Source organism: Amycolatopsis sp. cmx-11-51 (assembly GCF_047608665.1).
Classification (GTDB): Bacteria; Actinomycetota; Actinomycetes; order Mycobacteriales; family Pseudonocardiaceae; genus Amycolatopsis.
The window spans coordinates 31,328-46,164 of sequence record NZ_JADNQO010000027.1; the positions used below are offsets into that span (position 1 = coordinate 31,328).

General features: G+C 67.4%; 15 protein-coding genes and 1 tRNA gene. 9 read left to right on the top strand and 7 right to left on the bottom strand.

Annotated elements, in window-relative coordinates; genetic code table 11:
• Window positions 1-140 precede the first annotated feature (140 nt).
• Window positions 141-314, bottom strand: coding sequence for a hypothetical protein (locus ACM6LU_RS37760; protein ID WP_414942666.1), 174 nt, complete (start codon window positions 312-314; stop codon window positions 141-143).
• Window positions 315-595: 281 nt separating this feature from the next.
• Here ACM6LU_RS37760 and ACM6LU_RS37765 point away from each other — a divergent pair, with 281 nt between their 5' ends.
• The 4 genes from ACM6LU_RS37765 to ACM6LU_RS37780 all read left to right on the top strand — a co-directional run bounded on the left by ACM6LU_RS37765 (window position 596) and on the right by ACM6LU_RS37780 (window position 4,098).
• Window positions 596-1,171 (top strand): dTDP-4-dehydrorhamnose 3,5-epimerase family protein, encoded by a 576-nt coding sequence (locus tag ACM6LU_RS37765; protein ID WP_414942667.1) that lies wholly within the window; start codon window positions 596-598, stop codon window positions 1,169-1,171.
• Between the two features lie 67 nt (window positions 1,172-1,238).
• Entirely contained in the window at window positions 1,239-2,243 is a 1,005-nt protein-coding gene (locus ACM6LU_RS37770; RefSeq protein ID WP_414942668.1) for a dTDP-glucose 4,6-dehydratase, read from the top strand.
• The gene (locus tag ACM6LU_RS37775) at window positions 2,240-3,451 is read left to right on the top strand and encodes a DegT/DnrJ/EryC1/StrS family aminotransferase (protein ID WP_414942669.1); all 1,212 of its coding nucleotides are present in this window, start codon (window positions 2,240-2,242) and stop codon (window positions 3,449-3,451) included. Before ACM6LU_RS37770 ends, ACM6LU_RS37775 begins: the two co-directional genes overlap by 4 nt.
• Window positions 3,448-4,098: a formyltransferase family protein gene (locus tag ACM6LU_RS37780; protein ID WP_414942670.1), complete on the top strand. Its 651-nt coding sequence runs from the start codon at window positions 3,448-3,450 to the stop codon at window positions 4,096-4,098. Before ACM6LU_RS37775 ends, ACM6LU_RS37780 begins: the two co-directional genes overlap by 4 nt.
• Before the next feature lie 26 nt (window positions 4,099-4,124).
• On the opposite strand, the gene murG is transcribed toward ACM6LU_RS37780, so the two are convergent.
• Window positions 4,125-5,339 (bottom strand): undecaprenyldiphospho-muramoylpentapeptide beta-N-acetylglucosaminyltransferase, encoded by a 1,215-nt coding sequence (gene murG, locus ACM6LU_RS37785; protein WP_414942671.1) that lies wholly within the window; start codon window positions 5,337-5,339, stop codon window positions 4,125-4,127.
• Window positions 5,340-5,605: 266 nt separating this feature from the next.
• Here murG and ACM6LU_RS37790 point away from each other — a divergent pair, with 266 nt between their 5' ends.
• Window positions 5,606-5,968: an NUDIX hydrolase gene (locus tag ACM6LU_RS37790; RefSeq protein ID WP_414942672.1), complete on the top strand. Its 363-nt coding sequence runs from the start codon at window positions 5,606-5,608 to the stop codon at window positions 5,966-5,968.
• Window positions 5,969-6,877: 909 nt separating this feature from the next.
• Here ACM6LU_RS37790 and ACM6LU_RS37795 read toward each other — a convergent pair.
• Window positions 6,878-8,119, bottom strand: a complete 1,242-nt coding sequence (locus ACM6LU_RS37795) for an IS701 family transposase (protein ID WP_414942680.1) — start codon at window positions 8,117-8,119, stop codon at window positions 6,878-6,880.
• Between the two features lie 398 nt (window positions 8,120-8,517).
• Here ACM6LU_RS37795 and ACM6LU_RS37800 point away from each other — a divergent pair, with 398 nt between their 5' ends.
• Window positions 8,518-8,928, top strand: coding sequence for a hypothetical protein (locus ACM6LU_RS37800; protein WP_414942673.1), 411 nt, complete (start codon window positions 8,518-8,520; stop codon window positions 8,926-8,928).
• Window positions 8,929-9,503: 575 nt separating this feature from the next.
• Window positions 9,504-9,965: a hypothetical protein gene (locus ACM6LU_RS37805; protein WP_414942674.1), complete on the top strand. Its 462-nt coding sequence runs from the start codon at window positions 9,504-9,506 to the stop codon at window positions 9,963-9,965.
• Between the two features lie 85 nt (window positions 9,966-10,050).
• Here the strand turns inward: ACM6LU_RS37805 and ACM6LU_RS37810 are convergent, their stop codons facing one another.
• From ACM6LU_RS37810 to ACM6LU_RS37820, 3 genes are all read right to left on the bottom strand, one after another.
• Window positions 10,051-11,091, bottom strand: a complete 1,041-nt coding sequence (locus ACM6LU_RS37810; protein WP_414942675.1) for a tyrosine-type recombinase/integrase — start codon at window positions 11,089-11,091, stop codon at window positions 10,051-10,053.
• Window positions 11,088-11,555, bottom strand: a complete 468-nt coding sequence (locus tag ACM6LU_RS37815) for a hypothetical protein (RefSeq protein WP_414942676.1) — start codon at window positions 11,553-11,555, stop codon at window positions 11,088-11,090. The genes ACM6LU_RS37810 and ACM6LU_RS37815 overlap by 4 nt, the downstream gene beginning before the upstream one ends.
• Window positions 11,556-11,695: 140 nt before the next feature.
• A tRNA-Leu gene (locus ACM6LU_RS37820) sits at window positions 11,696-11,779 on the bottom strand.
• Window positions 11,780-12,051: 272 nt separating this feature from the next.
• Between ACM6LU_RS37820 and ACM6LU_RS37825 the strand changes: the two genes are divergently transcribed.
• Window positions 12,052-13,074 (top strand): LLM class flavin-dependent oxidoreductase, encoded by a 1,023-nt coding sequence (locus ACM6LU_RS37825; protein WP_414942677.1) that lies wholly within the window; start codon window positions 12,052-12,054, stop codon window positions 13,072-13,074.
• A 78-nt stretch (window positions 13,075-13,152) separates the two neighbouring features.
• Window positions 13,153-13,821, top strand: a complete 669-nt coding sequence (locus ACM6LU_RS37830) for a S1 family peptidase (RefSeq protein ID WP_414942678.1) — start codon at window positions 13,153-13,155, stop codon at window positions 13,819-13,821.
• 390 nt (window positions 13,822-14,211) lie between these two features.
• Here the strand turns inward: ACM6LU_RS37830 and ACM6LU_RS37835 are convergent, their stop codons facing one another.
• A complete protein-coding gene (locus tag ACM6LU_RS37835; protein WP_414942679.1) occupies window positions 14,212-14,580 on the bottom strand; it encodes a hypothetical protein in 369 nt (122 codons plus the stop codon).
• Window positions 14,581-14,837: the final 257 nt, after the last annotated feature.

Here is a 14,837-nt window from a genome sequence, read left to right on the forward strand (position 1 = left end):
CCAGCCCCGCCGATTCTCGTAGCGTTCGGGACGGGCCCGGTGCCACATCAGGTGGGGTCGGGCCGACGAGAGCCGCGGCGGGATGAGCCGGGCGGATGGCGCGGACACACGTACCGCAGCCCAGCCCGTCGCGGTCTCCCTCACTCATGGAGGCCGCCGGCATGGCAGGGGTACAGCGTTTCTCCGACCCGGCGGCCGATGTTGTACCGGGGACCGCAGCTGTCCGGCACCGGGTTGTCGTGCGGGTCTACAGCGGCGACGGACGCCGCCACGCCTACCTCGCCGTCGACCTGGTGCAGGAGGGCTACTACCAAGTCCACCCAGTGTGCAATCAGGTGTTCGGCTACCGCCTCGCCCACCTGGCGGAGCTAATCGGGCCCACCAGCTTCCGCAACCTCGAGAACCGATTCGAGGGCTGCGAATCGTGCGCGAACTCAACCACACGAAGTCCTCGTCGACAACGAAATCGTGGCGGTGCGCGGCACGCTGGACGTTCCTGGGAACGCACGACGACATCCGCGTCCCGCGTCGAAAGCGACTGTGGCCCTGGCCGCATGATCATGCCCCGCCCCTCAGCGTAGGAGGACTACCCAACATGTCCGATGCCGCCAGCGCGCTGCCGATCCCCGGCGCGTGGACGATCGAGACCCCTCGCCATGAGGACGGACGGGGGAGTTTCCACGAGTGGTACAGAGACGACACCGTGCGCGCCGCGACCGGCGAGAGCTGGCAGCCGCGGCAGGCCCACTGGTCGGTGTCCCGTAGGGGAGTGCTCCGCGGGATCAGCGTGGTCACCGGGGCGCCCGGGCAGGCGAAGTACGTGACGTGCGTGCGAGGGGCGGTGTTGGACATCGTGGTCGACGTGCGAGCGGGGTCCCCGACGTTCGGCCGCTGGCACCTGGAGCGCCTCGACGAGGACCACGACCTGTCGCTGTACCTCGCCGACGGTCTCGGGCACGCGTTCCTGTCTCTCGCCGAGAACTTGACTGTGATGTACCTGCTGTCCCAGCCGCACGATCCCGCCCGCGAACTCCGTGTCCAGGCACTCGACCCCGACCTCGGTATCACCTGGCCGCCCGAGGTCACCGTGAGCCAGTCGGCGAAGGATCTCGCGGCCCCCTCACTCGCCGAAGCCGAACGAGCCGGGCTGCTCCCCGCGTACACGCGTTGACGAACCAGAAATCAGTTGAGCACAGGTGTTTGCCCCCTCGATGGTGTCGAGACAGATTGGACTGATCATGCACAGAGTGCTCGTGACGGGCGGGGCCGGATTCATCGGCTCGCACCTGGTCGACCGTCTCATCCAGACAGACCAGGTCGACCAGGTGACCGTTCTGGACAGTCTCACCTACGCTGGCGACCGGCGGAATCTCGCGGCCGCCATGGATTCTCCGAAACTGACGTTCGTCGAAGGCGACATCCGCGACGCCGGCCTGGTCGGCGATCTCCTGCCCGGCCACTCCGCGGTCGTGCATCTGGCCGCCGAGTCCCATGTGGACCGTTCCCTGCGCGATGTCGGCAACTCGGTCAGCACCAACGTGACGGGCACACAGACACTGCTCGACGCCGCGATGCGCTGCGGTGTCCAGAAATTCGTGCACGTCTCCACCGACGAGGTCTACGGACCGATGCCGACCGGCTCGGCCCGCGAAGATGCTCCGTTGCGTCCCACGGTCCCGTACGCGGCGAGCAAGGCGGCGAGTGACCTGATGGTCAGCTCCTACTTCGTCAGTTTCGGCGTCCCGGTCTGCATCACCCGCAGCTCCAACAACTACGGTCCCCGCCAGCATCCGGAGAAGCTGATCCCGCTGTTCCTGCGCCGGCTCCTCACCGGCGAACCGGTCACTCTGCACGGGCACGGGCAGCATCTGCGGAACTGGCTGCACGTCGAGGACCACTGCCGGGCGATTGACCTGGTCCTGCGCCGCGGCGTCCCCGGCGAAATCTACAACGTCGGCGGCGGCACGGACCTCACCACCCTGGAGCTGACCGGCCGCCTCCTGCAACTGGTCGGGGCGGGCTGGGACGCGGTCACCACCGTCGCGGACCGCACGGCCAATGACATCCGCTACTCGATGGACTGGTCCAAGATCGCAGAACTCGGATTCCAGCCCCGCCGCGATCTGGCGTTCGGACTGGCCGAGACCGTCCACTGGTATCGCGGCAACGTCGATCGCTGGTCCGCAGCCGAGGCTGCGGGGATGTTGGTCGAGGCCGCGGAGCTGACGGCGGTGGGCGGATGACGGTCGTGACAGCGCCGAGCGGGCCTCGCGCCAACGCGCGGCCGTTCCTCTACGGCGACGAGATCACCGCCGTCGCCCGCGCGCTCGAGGGCGGCCAGTACGGGCACGGCGCCGAAACCGAGGCGTTCGAACGCGAGCTGGCCGTCTATCTGGGCACTCCGGACGTGGTCGCGGTCTCCACTGGCACCGCCGCGTTGCACCTGGCGCTCCTGGCCGCCGGTGTGGGGCCTGGTGATGAGGTGGTGGTGCCGTCGCTGACGTTCTGCGCGAGTGTCCAGGCCATCGTCGCGACCGGTGCCCGGCCCCGGTTTGTCGACGTCGACCCGGCCACCTTGTGCACCACCGTCGACCACGTCCGCGCCGCACTGACCCCGGCCACCCGCGCGGTCATGCCGGTCCTCTACGGCGGCCGCGCGGTCGACCTCACCGCCTTGCGCGAGTACCTCGCCGCTCAGGACATCGCGGTCGTCGAGGACGCCGCGCACGCGTTCGGCTCCTTCACCGGCCCGCGCCGTGTCGGCGCCACCGGCGACCTGACCTGTTTCAGCTTCGACGCGATCAAAGCACTCACCTGCGGAGACGGCGGAGCGATCGTCCCGCGCACTGCTGGTGAGGCCACGGCGCTGCGCCGGGCGCGTGCGCTGGGCATCACCAGCGGCCGGGCCCAGCGCGGCCATGCCGTCTCCTACTCCGTGGACGGCGTCGGGTTTCGCTACCACCTCTCCACCCTCCACGCCGCGATCGGCCGAGTCCAGCTCACCCATTTCCCGGAGATGGAAACGCGCCGACGCGGCCTCTGGAACGCCTACGCGGCCGCGCTGCAGGACATCACCGATGTCACCGTGGTCGACCTCGACGTCGCCAACACCGTGCCCTTCAACTGCACGATCCTCATCCCCGCCCCACTGCGGAACGAGGTCCACACGCGGCTGCGCGCCGGCGAGATCGCCGTGGGCGTGCACTATCCGCTCAACCACTACCAGCCCGCGTTCAGCCCGTGTGCCACTCCGCTACCGAGCTCGGAGTCGCTGTGGCAGCGGATCCTCAACCTGCCCTTCCACCCCGACATGACCGACAACGACGTGCACACCGTCGCCGCGGCCCTGCGCAGAGCACTCCGCCTCGCTAGCGGTCGGTCCCACGTCCGCGGGCCCGCGCCCGATCACGACCGGAACCAGGGGCCGCGACCCACGGAGGCAACCCGATGACCGTGCGCCGCGCTGCCGTGCTCGGGAAAGGCAGCCTCGCCGCTCACGCCTGCGAGGTGATCGCGGCGCTACCAGGCACGGTGTTGGACACCGTGATTCCCACCGCACCCGAACCCGACTGGGACATGCGGCTCTCCCGGTTCGTCGAACAGAACTGGCCGGAGACACGCGTGCTGCACGCCGGCGACTGGCGCGACCTCGAACCAGGACGGTGCGACCTCGTCTTCAGCGTGCTCTACGACAAGATCATCGGCCGCGGCCTGATCGAGGGCACCCGGCACATCATCAACTGCCACCCCGGACGCCTGCCCGCCTATCGCGGCGCCCGGCCGGTCAACTGGGCACTGCACAACCGCGACACACTGGCCGGTATCACCATCCACGTCATCGACGACGGCATCGACTCCGGCCCCGTCCTCGCCGAGGCGCTGTTCTCCATCTGGCCGGACGTCGACGAGGTCGCCGACGTCTGGGACCGGGCCATGGACCACGGGCGGCGGCTCATCTCCGACACCCTGCCCCGGCTCGACGCCATCACCCCACAACCCCAGGACGAGACCACGGCGACCATCCACTACCGACGAGACAGCCACCTGCTGGGCGATCGCGATGGCTGGACCAGAAACAGTGCTGGCACCGGCAACTGAGAGCACCGCACGCCCAGCGGAAGCGCCTATCGCTCGCCAGCCCCGTCAAGGACGACATCGACGAGCCGATCAGCGGCGTCCGGCCGCCCCAAGTCGCGCGCACGGGCAGCCATCGCGTGGCGCCGCTGCGGATCGTTCAGCAGCGGCGCCACCGCGTCCTGCAAGCCCGTCGCGGTGACGCTGTTGGCGAGCAGCGCGGCCGCGGCTCCCTGGTCGGCGAGGTGCCGCGCGTTGTGGGCTTGCTCGCCACCGGCGGAGGACGCCAGAGGAATGAGCACTGCCGCTTTCCCCAGCGCGGTCAACTCGGCGATCGTCCCGGCCCCGCTGCGGGAAATCACCACGTCGGCGAGTGCGAACAGATCAGGCAGCTCAGAGCCGACGAACCCGACAGGCAGATAGCGTGCTGAGAGTTCCGGTGGCAACGCGGCCGCGCGTTCCTGCTGCGTCTCCACGGAGGCAGGTCCGCATTGGTGTACGACGTTCGCCTGCTCGAGCAGCCACGGCAGGATCGCTGCGACCAGCTCGTTGATCTGGGTGGCACCTTGCGCGCCGCCGGTGACGTACAACGTCGGCAGCGCACGATCGAATCCCTGAACGCCGAGCGCCTCCACCGCCCGGTCAGCGTCGCCCGCGAGCAGTTCCGAGCGCACAGGGTTTCCCGTGGCGACGGCGCGCTTTTGCGTTGCGGGCGGCAGGTGCGACAGCGTCGATTCCGACGACACCGCCACCCTGGCCGCGAACCGGGCCAGCACGCGGTTCGCGAGGCCCAGCCGCAGTGTCTGCTCGTGGATGACCAACGGACGGTTACACACCCGGGCCGCCACGCCCACTGGCACGGCGACATACCCACCGGTCGCCAGCACCACATCGGGCTGGAACCGCGCGACAACCGACCGCGCCTGGAACACACCGAGCGGAACCCGGGCCATGTCGGCCAGATTGGCCCGCGACAGCATCTTCAACGGGTTGCGCGCACGTCGGATCTTGCCCGTGGCGACCGCCTGGAACGGAATCCCCTCCGCTGCGGTGACGCGAGCCTCCAAACCGGCCGCGGTACCAACCCAGAGGACTTCAACGGCCCGGCCCTCATCGGTCAACCTGGCCCGCAACGTACGAATGGCCGCCAGCGCCGGATAGGTATGCCCACCAGTCCCACCACCTGTGACGATCAACCGAAACGGCCGTTGGACCGACATCGTGCGGTGCCGAGCGTCGGCGTGAGCCGCGGCGTGCTTGTGCATTGTCAAAACCCGCAGTTTCTCAACCTGTCAAAGAGGACTCGACTGTGACCCGGCCTGGCGCCAGCTTTCGACGCTGATTGTTCCATAGTCGGCGATTCTGTTTCGGAGCCACTCACCGTATGCGGTGCAGTACCGCGCTAGGCGTCCAATATGGACACGACCGCGCCCTGGCGGGGTGTCCACTGACGTCGTCAGGGTTCCGGTCGCCTGACAGCTGCTACGGTGCTAATCACCTCGTCCACCCTGTGCAAGGAGGTCTGCCGGCGATGCCTGACTACCCCATCTCCGTCAAAGGCGTCGTCGTGCGCGCAGGCCGCGTACTGCTCCTGCACAACGAACGCGACGAATGGGAACTACCCGGCGGCCGCCTCGAACTCGGCGAAACCCCCGAAGAATGCGTCGCCCGCGAAATCCGTGAGGAGACACGGATCAGCGTCGACGTCGTGGAGATCCTCGATTCGTGGATGTACCAGATCACCGTGGCGAAGAAGAACGTGTTCATCGTGACCTACGGCTGCCGTGCCATCACCGACGCCGCACCTGTCCTGAGCCATGAACACAAACGCGTCGGCGAATTCACCGCCGACGAGATCCCGGACCTGGTCATGCCCGCGGGGCCTGGCCACTAGCGCCCCGGGTCTTGGTGGCCAGGCCCGTCGCGACCTTACCGTTCGGATTAGCGAAGCAGACGGGTTGAACTACTGCACCCACGCGACCGGAGTCGTGCTGGTCCGGGGCGATGCCAGCTGGCGTGGCGCGTGGATGGTCCAAGCACATGGGACCGCGGACGTCATCTTCCGCGACGACGCGGCCTGTGTCTTGCTCCTCGAAACCACCTACGGCGCCGAAACCCGGGAGATCCCCGGCGGCGGGAACGAAGCGAACGAGTCACCCTGGCAATGCGCACGCCAAGAGATACCGATGAGCTCGGGATCGAGGGTCTGCCCGGTCGGAGCCGGGCCGGGGCGTCGATCAACGGGATACATCACCCCGATCGGCGCCATTCTTCTCGCCGGCGCTCGGAGGCCGGGGGAGCAGTGCTCGGAGGGAGGCAGCCCAACGTCTGTCCTCGCGCAGCAGACCAGGCAATGCCTTGAGAATTGGGAGAGCAAGTTTCAAGACCCGCTCGTTCTCGGCGCCGGTCTTAATCAACCAGCGGAGGAACCAGATCGCCAGGGCCATCGTGGTCAGTCGCACTACGGCAGCGAGGGAGCCCAATCCCAGCGCGCCTGCGATGTACGCGTTAACCGGACTTGATCATGAGAGAACCTTTCGGTTTGCGCACCCGCAATCTGCGGGTGGCCCGCCACCGGGTCCACGCCATCGACGCGCGGCCGGCATTTCACCAGGCGGCAAACGACATTCTACCGCCTGGGACAGGCATCCGTTGCCGCACACACTGACTCTGCCCAGGCTCCCCCGAGAAGACACGAGAGGATTGCCGCCATCCGTCCGTTCTCAGGGAAGACTGCGAAAGCCCCGCGGCGCACCGCCACTCGGCGGGTAGGCCCTAGTACTCCAGTCGCAGTTCGTGAGGGTCATGGTTTGTGGGCTGATTGTCGTTGGTAGTGGCTTTGCTGGGCGCGGTATTGGTGGCGTCTGCGCCATGTCGAGCAGCGGATCCGGTGTGTGACATCGAGGATCGGTCGGCTGATGAGCGTGGTGAACAGGTGGTGGATTTCGTTGCAGGTCAATGAGATCCATCCGGCAGTTGCCGGTTCGGGGTTTCGTTCGGTGGACGCGACGACGGCGAGGAAGGCGTGGGCGAGCATCGCCAGGACCGTCCAGCGGTGCCAGGAGGTCCAGCGTCGGACCTGGTGCTGGTCAAGCCCGGTGAGGCCTTTGCCGGTCTGGAACGACTCCTCGACTGTCCATCTGCGGCCCGCGACCTGAACCAGGATCCGCAACGGCACCGGTTCGGGCGAGTAGCAGCGATAGAACGCCAGTTCGCCGGTGGTGCGGTGGCGGCGGATCAGCAGCCATCGGTGCCCGTCGGGCTCGTCGGTGTCGATGTCGGCGAACGCCCAGTCGTAGTAGCGATGTCCTTTTGCTCCAGTGCCGGCGGAGAGGCGTTGCCAGACGTGCTTGGGCAACCGTGCGGCAAAACCGTCAGCGCGCAGCACGCCGGCTGGAGTGCTGACGCGGCGGTCGCAGCCGATGGCGAGGACGTAGCCGATGCCGCGTTGTTCGAGGTTCTTGCGCAGGTGGGGGTCGGCGCCGTAGACCTCGTCCCCGGCGACCCACCCGGCCTGGATCCCTGCGTCGAGGGCACGGCCGATCATGGTGGTCGCGAGCGCGGGTTTCGTCGCGAATGCGGTGTCGTCGGGGATTCCGGCGCCTGCGCAGCGGTCGGTATCGGTGGTCCAGGATTTCGGGAGGTAGAGGGCTCGGTCGATGAATGCGTGGCCGGTGTCGGTGGCGTAGGTGAGGTAGACCGCGACCTGGGCGTTCTCGATGCGCCCGGCGGTGCCGGTGTATTGGCGTTGCACTCCGACGGTGTGGACGCCTTTCTTGAGGTCGCCGGTTTCGTCGACGACCAGCACGGCGCCGGTGTCGCCGAGGTGTTCGGTGACGTAGTCGCGCAGGTCGTCGCGGACCTTGTCGGCGTCCCAGACTGCTTTGCGCAGCAGGTGTTGTATCCCGTCGGGGGTGTCGTCGCCGGCGTGTTCGGAGATGGTCCAGCAGTTCTTGTCCGGCAGGTCCGACAGCAGCCCGAGCAGCAGTGCTCGCGCACGTCGGCGGGGTTCGACTCTAGTGAACCGGCCGGCGATCCGGCTGATCATCTCCTCGAACATCACCGCCCATCGGTCAGGGTTTACGCTAAAGCCTGCGGCCACCAGCCGATCAGGGTTAGTCCACACAACCGACCATGATTAACTGGTGGCCGCACCCGTCTCCAGGCAGCCCACCAGCGACATCACGAAGTCCGGCTGGAGTACTAGCCCACGAGTTTGGGAACCTGCTGGGCTAGGCAGGGGGCGGCGTCCTTAGGGGCGTCGCCCTCACTCGTTCTCGTGGCCAGCCCGCTAACGGTGCCGCTTGCGAACTGGCAACAACCGGGAGCGTACCCGACTAGCGCACTAGCGCTGTAGTGCGCTAGTCGGAGCCGCTGGACGTTTTGACGCGTCCCTTGGCCTTGGGGGCGGTGGTGGCCTTCTAGCGGGCGGCGCCTCGCTTCTTGGCTGCGGCGGCGGTCTGTCGCTTGCGTGGAGGCATTCAGTTCACCCCTTTCCGCTTCGTCGGGGTCGGGCATGGTGATGCCGAGGAGTTCCGCGGTAACGTAGCCGTCGAGGTACTTGTCCCCGATGACGACGAGACCGGCGGCGGCGAGGAAGGCGTCTTTGTCGTCCTGGCTTTTGAAGCAGACGCAGAACCAGTACTCGCTTTCGGTCGCGAGCTGTATCCGTTCCAGCTCGCGGGCGGTGCGTTCGCGGAAGCCGCGGTGCAGCGCGTCGAGCTCGGCGGGTGCGTCGTCCTCTTCGTCGCCCGTGTGCTCGATGCCGGCGAGCGGGTCGGGTCCGGCTCGGCCGTGAGCAGGGGCAGCATGTCGTCGTTGGACTTCATTCCGGACGTGGACGGCGACATTTGAGCAGCGTGGCATTGGGGTCGTCAGCGGGTGAGGTCATGGCGAAGCAACTCCAGTTCGGCGAGAGAGCCGGCCCAGGACTGGGGTGTAGTCCTCGGGTTCGTGGCGGCTCAGTGGTTCGATGAACAGGTGGTCCGAACCGCCGAAGGAGCGGCCGTATTACTCATAATCGACCGACAGCGGATAGCCGCGCTGGGTGAGTGCGGCCCGGATGGTCGACGCCGTGTGCATGCACCGCGAGCACTGCCGCATCGATGATCCGTAGCAGCACGGCCTGGCAAGACGGGAGCAAAGAGGAGGAAGGTGTGCTGACACCGGTTTGGCGTGGTTGTCGAGCGAAACGTGGCGGATGACGAAAGCAGCCTTTCCTCTGAGGCGTTCGAATGTGTTTGGACGCTGGTTGCGGTGACCGTCAGGTTTCGGCAAGCTAGGTAGTATTGGTCGTGCCCTCCCAGGCGAAGGATCTGGGATGTGTGATGACTGCATTTCGTTCGTGTGATTCCGGTGTTCGGCGGGATGACGGCGTGGCCGGTGGGCTTCCGTCGATTCAGCTCGGGCGACTGTCTGAGGCTGTTCCGGTGGGTGACAGGATCGTGGCGTCATTGCTGATGCCTGTCAGAGATTCTGGCCGTCGGGACGCGGTTCCTCCGCCGATGGCTGAGCTCGGTGCGTTGGTCGAGAGTGGCTCGGTCGGGTTCAGTCTTGTCCGGATCGATGACACGGGCACTGTGGCCGCGAAGGTTGCTCTGTCTCAGGTGGCTTGGTCCGCTGGTCAGTTGATCCGGTTCGAGGTGTCCGCTGGTCTTCTGGTGGTGGCACGCGCGGGCGAGCACGCGACCGCGCGCATTCCGTCGAAGATGGGTGTGGTGCTGCCCGCGCGTTTGCGGTCGCGGTGCCGGATGAGGACGGGGGAGCAGGTGTTGCTGGCGTCGTTGATCGAGCACGATCTGCTAGTGGTGTATCCCCAGCACGTCCTGCACACGATGGTCACGGGTTTTCACCAGTCGCTGCTCCGTAGCCGTGATCCGCAGGGCGAATGACAGCCGCTGGAGGTGGTGTTGACAGGCATGATCCGTGTCCGTCAGCACCACCTCTAGCACCGGTGGCCGCTCGGGTGAGCCTGGGTTAGACGGCGAGTGGGTGTGGTTCGCCGGTGAGTGCGGCGAGCGCGGCGGCGACTTCGGTGATGTCGGCTTTGACGTAGCTGGTGGTGGTGAGGTCGCTGCCGGTGTCGGCGTGTCCGGCGTAGGCGCGGGCTACCCCGATACCGAAGTTGCGTTCGACCCAGGTCAGGGTGGTGTGCCGGAGCCAGTGGGCGCTGACCTGCAGGGCCCGGGCCCAGTCGAGTTCGGCGCAGACGCGGCGGAAGATGTAGTCGTAGCGGCGTTTGGTGATGGGATTGCGGTTGGCGTAGCGCAGGAGCTGTTCGTCCGGGTCGCCGCTGCCACGCTCGTCGCTGTTGGCGAGGAGGTGGCGCATCAGGGTGGGGGAGACGGGTTGCCAGCGTTCAGTCCCGCCTTTTTCCCGGAGCAGGATGACACATTGCCGAGGGTCGAGGTCACGGCGGCGCAGCGCGAGCGCCCCGCCGCGGCGGCAGGCGGTTTCCTCGTGCAGACGGCAGAGGAGTGCGTCGAGTTCGGGGTCGTCGCCGGTGCTGGCGACGACGTCGTTAAGTTCCGACAGTTGCGCGTTGGGCAGGGCGCGGCGGGTGGAGGCGTTGCGCCGTGGTTTGGTGACCCTGCGGGCGGGGTTGAGGTGCTGATCGATCCGGCCGTCGTTCTCCAGGTGCTTGTAGAGGCAGCGGATCGCGGCGATGAAGTTCTCGGCGGCGTTGCGGCCGCCGCGGGAGTTGCGGCGGACCACGGCGGTGGTGCGGGCGATCTCGGATTGGGCTTTGATCTCGCTGGCGGTGATCGTGTCCATGGGCCGGTCGCCCCACACCGCGTCGGCTTTCGCCCAGTACGAGCCGTAGGAGGCGGCGGTGCTGGGCGAGAGGAGCGCGGCGACGACGGGGATCCATTCCCGGATGGTCGGCATGGGTCGTGGCCGCGACGCCTCGTCCCCGGGCGGTGGGCCGGCGGCGAGGAGTTCGGCGGGGTCGACACCGAGACGGTTCAGCAGCAGGCGGGCTGTTTCGAGGTCCTGCGGGCTGGCGGAGGTGGTCATGACGCCTCTTCGGTGGCGAGCGTGGCGTGGAAGGTGCGGAGCATCGCCTGCACCGCTGGTTCGGGGTGGACGACGAGAACGTCGTGCTCGGCGTCGGCGACCAGGAGCATCCGGGCTCCCGCGTCGATGCCGCAGGCCCTGCGGACTATCGCGGGCAGGCAGACATAGGGCTTGCGGGGCATGACGAACACGCCGTCGGCACGCCGGTGGATCACCACCGTGGTCTTGATGAGCGTGATCAGCAGCCGGTCACCGGTGTTCCAGCCCAGTGCCGCGACCGCGCCCCGGTCCTGCAGCCGACCGCCGGCGTCGAGCACCGCGATCGACAACCGCGGACCACCGGTCGTGTCCAGCGTGCGCAGGGAGGGAAGTTCCATTGGAACCGGGGCCGACAGCGATGGCCTGGCGCGCGCGGAAGAGGGGACTGTGCCGGGCAGGGACACCGACGAGATCGGTCGGGTCACGACACACCTCCCCGGACTACCGCACGCGGGGAGGGCGCGACCATGATCAGTCTAGCCGACCTAGCCGTGCCGGGAACGCAAGAAAGACCCGCCGTAGCGGGCCAATTACTCTGTGCTGTGGGAGATCCACCATGAATGTGTGTCCGAGGGGGGACTTGAACCCCCACGTCCGTTAAGGACACTAGCACCTCAAGCTAGCGCGTCTGCCATTCCGCCACTCGGACTTGCTGATGAAGAGAGTATACGTCGCCCAGGAGGCCTGAATCAGGGGGGGTACGTATCGTCACGACGGCTCACGTTGAGACAATGATCAGTTACTGACCGGCAGCGTGAGGGCCTCTGGTTCGGCGAAGTTGGCCCGTAGTTTGCAGGTCGAGAGCCATTAAAGCCTAAAGTGACCATCAGCTACATAGGGTTACTATTCACGGATGGTCAGAGCGTGACACGGCATCGGGGCAGGGGAATCAAACCCGGTCATCGGGCGCTTACATGTGGCGTGAAGAAGATTGGTTACCTCTCGTTCGGCCACTGGTCGGCGAGCGAGCACTCCGAGACCCGGTCCGCCGCCGACTTCCTGCATCAGTCGATCGATCTGGCCGTCGCGGCCGAGGAGCTCGGTGTCGACGGCGCTTACTTCCGCGTGCACCACTTCGCTAGGCAGGCGGGCAGTCCGTTCCCATTACTGTCGGCGATCGGTGCCCGGACCTCGAAGATCGAGATCGGTACCGGCGTGATCGACATGCGTTACGAGAACCCGATGTACATGGCCGAGGACGCCGGCGCCGCCGACCTCATTTCCGGCGGCAGGCTTCAGCTCGGTGTCAGCCGGGGATCGCCGGAGCAGGTGATCGACGGGTGGCGTTACTTCGGGTACGGCCCGGCGGAGGGGGAGACCGCTGCGGACATGGCCCGGCAGCGCACCGAGGTCTTCCTCAAGCTGCTCGACGGCGAGGGCTTCGCGCAGCCGAACCCGCGCCCGATGTTCGCCAACCCGCCGGGGCTGCTTCGGCTCGAGCCGTACTCCGAGGGACTGCGTGAGCGCATTTGGTGGGGTTCCAGCTCGAACGCGACGGGTGTCTGGGCCGCGAAGCTGGGCATGAATCTGCAGAGCTCGACGCTCAAGGACGACGAGACGGGTGAGCCGCTGCACGTCCAGCAGCGCAAGCAGATCGAGGCCTACCGCGAAGCGTGGAAAGAGGCAGGCCACACGCGCGAGCCGCGGGTGTCCGTGAGCCGCAGCATTTTCGCGCTGACCAACGACCTGGATCGCGCCTACTTCGGCCGCGACCGCGACTCGCGTGATCAGGTCGGCATGATCGACGAGACGACCAGGGCGATCTTCGGGCGTTCTTACGCCGCCGAGCCGGATGAGCTGGTGCGGGAACTCAAGGGGGACGAGGCGATCCAGGCGGCGGACACCTTGCTGCTGACCATCCCGAACCAGCTCGGTGTCGAGTACAACGCGCACGTGCTGGAGAGCATCCTCACTCACGTTGCACCGGAGCTCGGCTGGCGCTGAGAATGCGCGATTCGGCCGATGGGCAGGGGCGCTGGGCCTGGTTAGGATCGAAGTATTCCCTGCCCATCGGAGGGTCCCATGAGACTGCCCCGATTCCGCTGTCTGCTCGGCCTGGTCCTGGCCTTCTGCCTCGCTATGCCACCCCTGGCTCGGGCGGACGCTCCCGCTCCGCTCGGGGGCGGGAGCCTGTTGCAGACCAGCGTCTCGTCTCGGTGCACTGCCGGATTCGCCGCGGTCTCGGGGAACATCGGCTACTTGATCGCGAGTTCCGTCTGTGGCAAGCCTGGTGACACCGTCCGCAGCGCGGGCCGCGTGGTCGGGGTGGTCACGGCGGCGCAGTTCCCGCCGAACGGCGCGATCGTCATCCGGGTGACCAATACGACCGACTGGCGGCTGGTGGGATCGATCCCGCCCACCGACGGCCGGGTGACGATCACCGGGTCGACCGAAGCCCCGGTCGGCGCCTCGGTGTGCAAGTACGGCACGACCACCGGCTGGCGGTGTGGCGTCATCCAGGCGAAGAACCAGACGATCACCTTCCCCGAGGGCACGCTGACCGGCCTGACCCGGACGTCCGTCTGCGCCGAGCCCGGTGACAACGGTGGGCCGTTCGTCAGCGGGACGCAGGCCCAAGGCGTGCTGATCGGCGGGAGCGGGAACTGCTCCAGCGGCGGCACCACGTACTTCCTCCCGGTCAACCGGGTCCTGTCGGCCTACCGGCTGACTCTCCTCACCGGAACCTCCTGACGGTCGTCGGGAGGGCAGGACCCGCGGATACGGGGGAGGGGAGTGGCGCGCGAACGCCAGGGCGGTCGTCACCGGTGTTTCCCGGACGGCGTCGAAGATCGTCTGGTGCTCTGGGGCGAGCTTGCCCGCCTGGGCGTTCAGTGAGGCAGGGCCGGTCGATGGCCAGCTTTCGCCGGTCACCGCGACGGGTGCCGATGCCGAACGCGCGCCGGCACGGGAGAAGCGATCCCAGGCGCCCTGCCAGAAAACCTGCTCCGCGACGTCCTTCGGCCGGGGTCGGGTGGCGTCCAGTCAGCCGGGGATCTCGGCCAGCGCGTTCGCCAAGGCTTGCCTGGCCCGGCCCTCTCGGTGACGGCCTGAACCACCTTGACGAACCTGCCCGCGTTGGCCTCAGGATCGGTGATCCGCGCCAGTTGCGGCAGCGCGTATCCGAGATCGAGCCCGGAGTTCCAGAGCGCGGCCCCGGCCGGGAAGGTTGCCGCAGAAGGTCATCAGCCCGGCGCGGGTTTCGCTCGGCGAGCAGGTCGCGGTGATCGCCCGCACCGATTCGCCCGCCGCGATGGTCCGGCGGGGCGGGCCGACCGTGCGGCCGAACCAGCCTTGCAACCGGATCTGGTCGGTCAGTGCCTTCTCGATCGACCAGCCGCGTACGGCGCGGTACTGGGACGCGGCCAGCGCGATCCGAACCGGCTCCGGATAGGCCACGGAGTACCTGCCGTGACTCCACAGCACCAGTGTGCCGTTCCAGTCTTCCGGCACCTGGTGACCGGTCCGGCGGCTGAGGCATTCGGAGCCACCAGCCCCAGCAAGGTGATGCGAAGAACAAGGAAGATCAGACCACGCCGCGCCATGACAATCACCCCGGCACCCATCCGGATTCCCGGCGCGGCTAGTGCTGTGTCCATGAACGTTGGCCGGGTTGGCGACACGCCGGTCGGCGTTCGTGGCGGGTGATCGTCGGGGCGTCAGTCTGGGTGGATGGCAAAACCAGTTCGGGCGCGTCGTTTGACCGATCA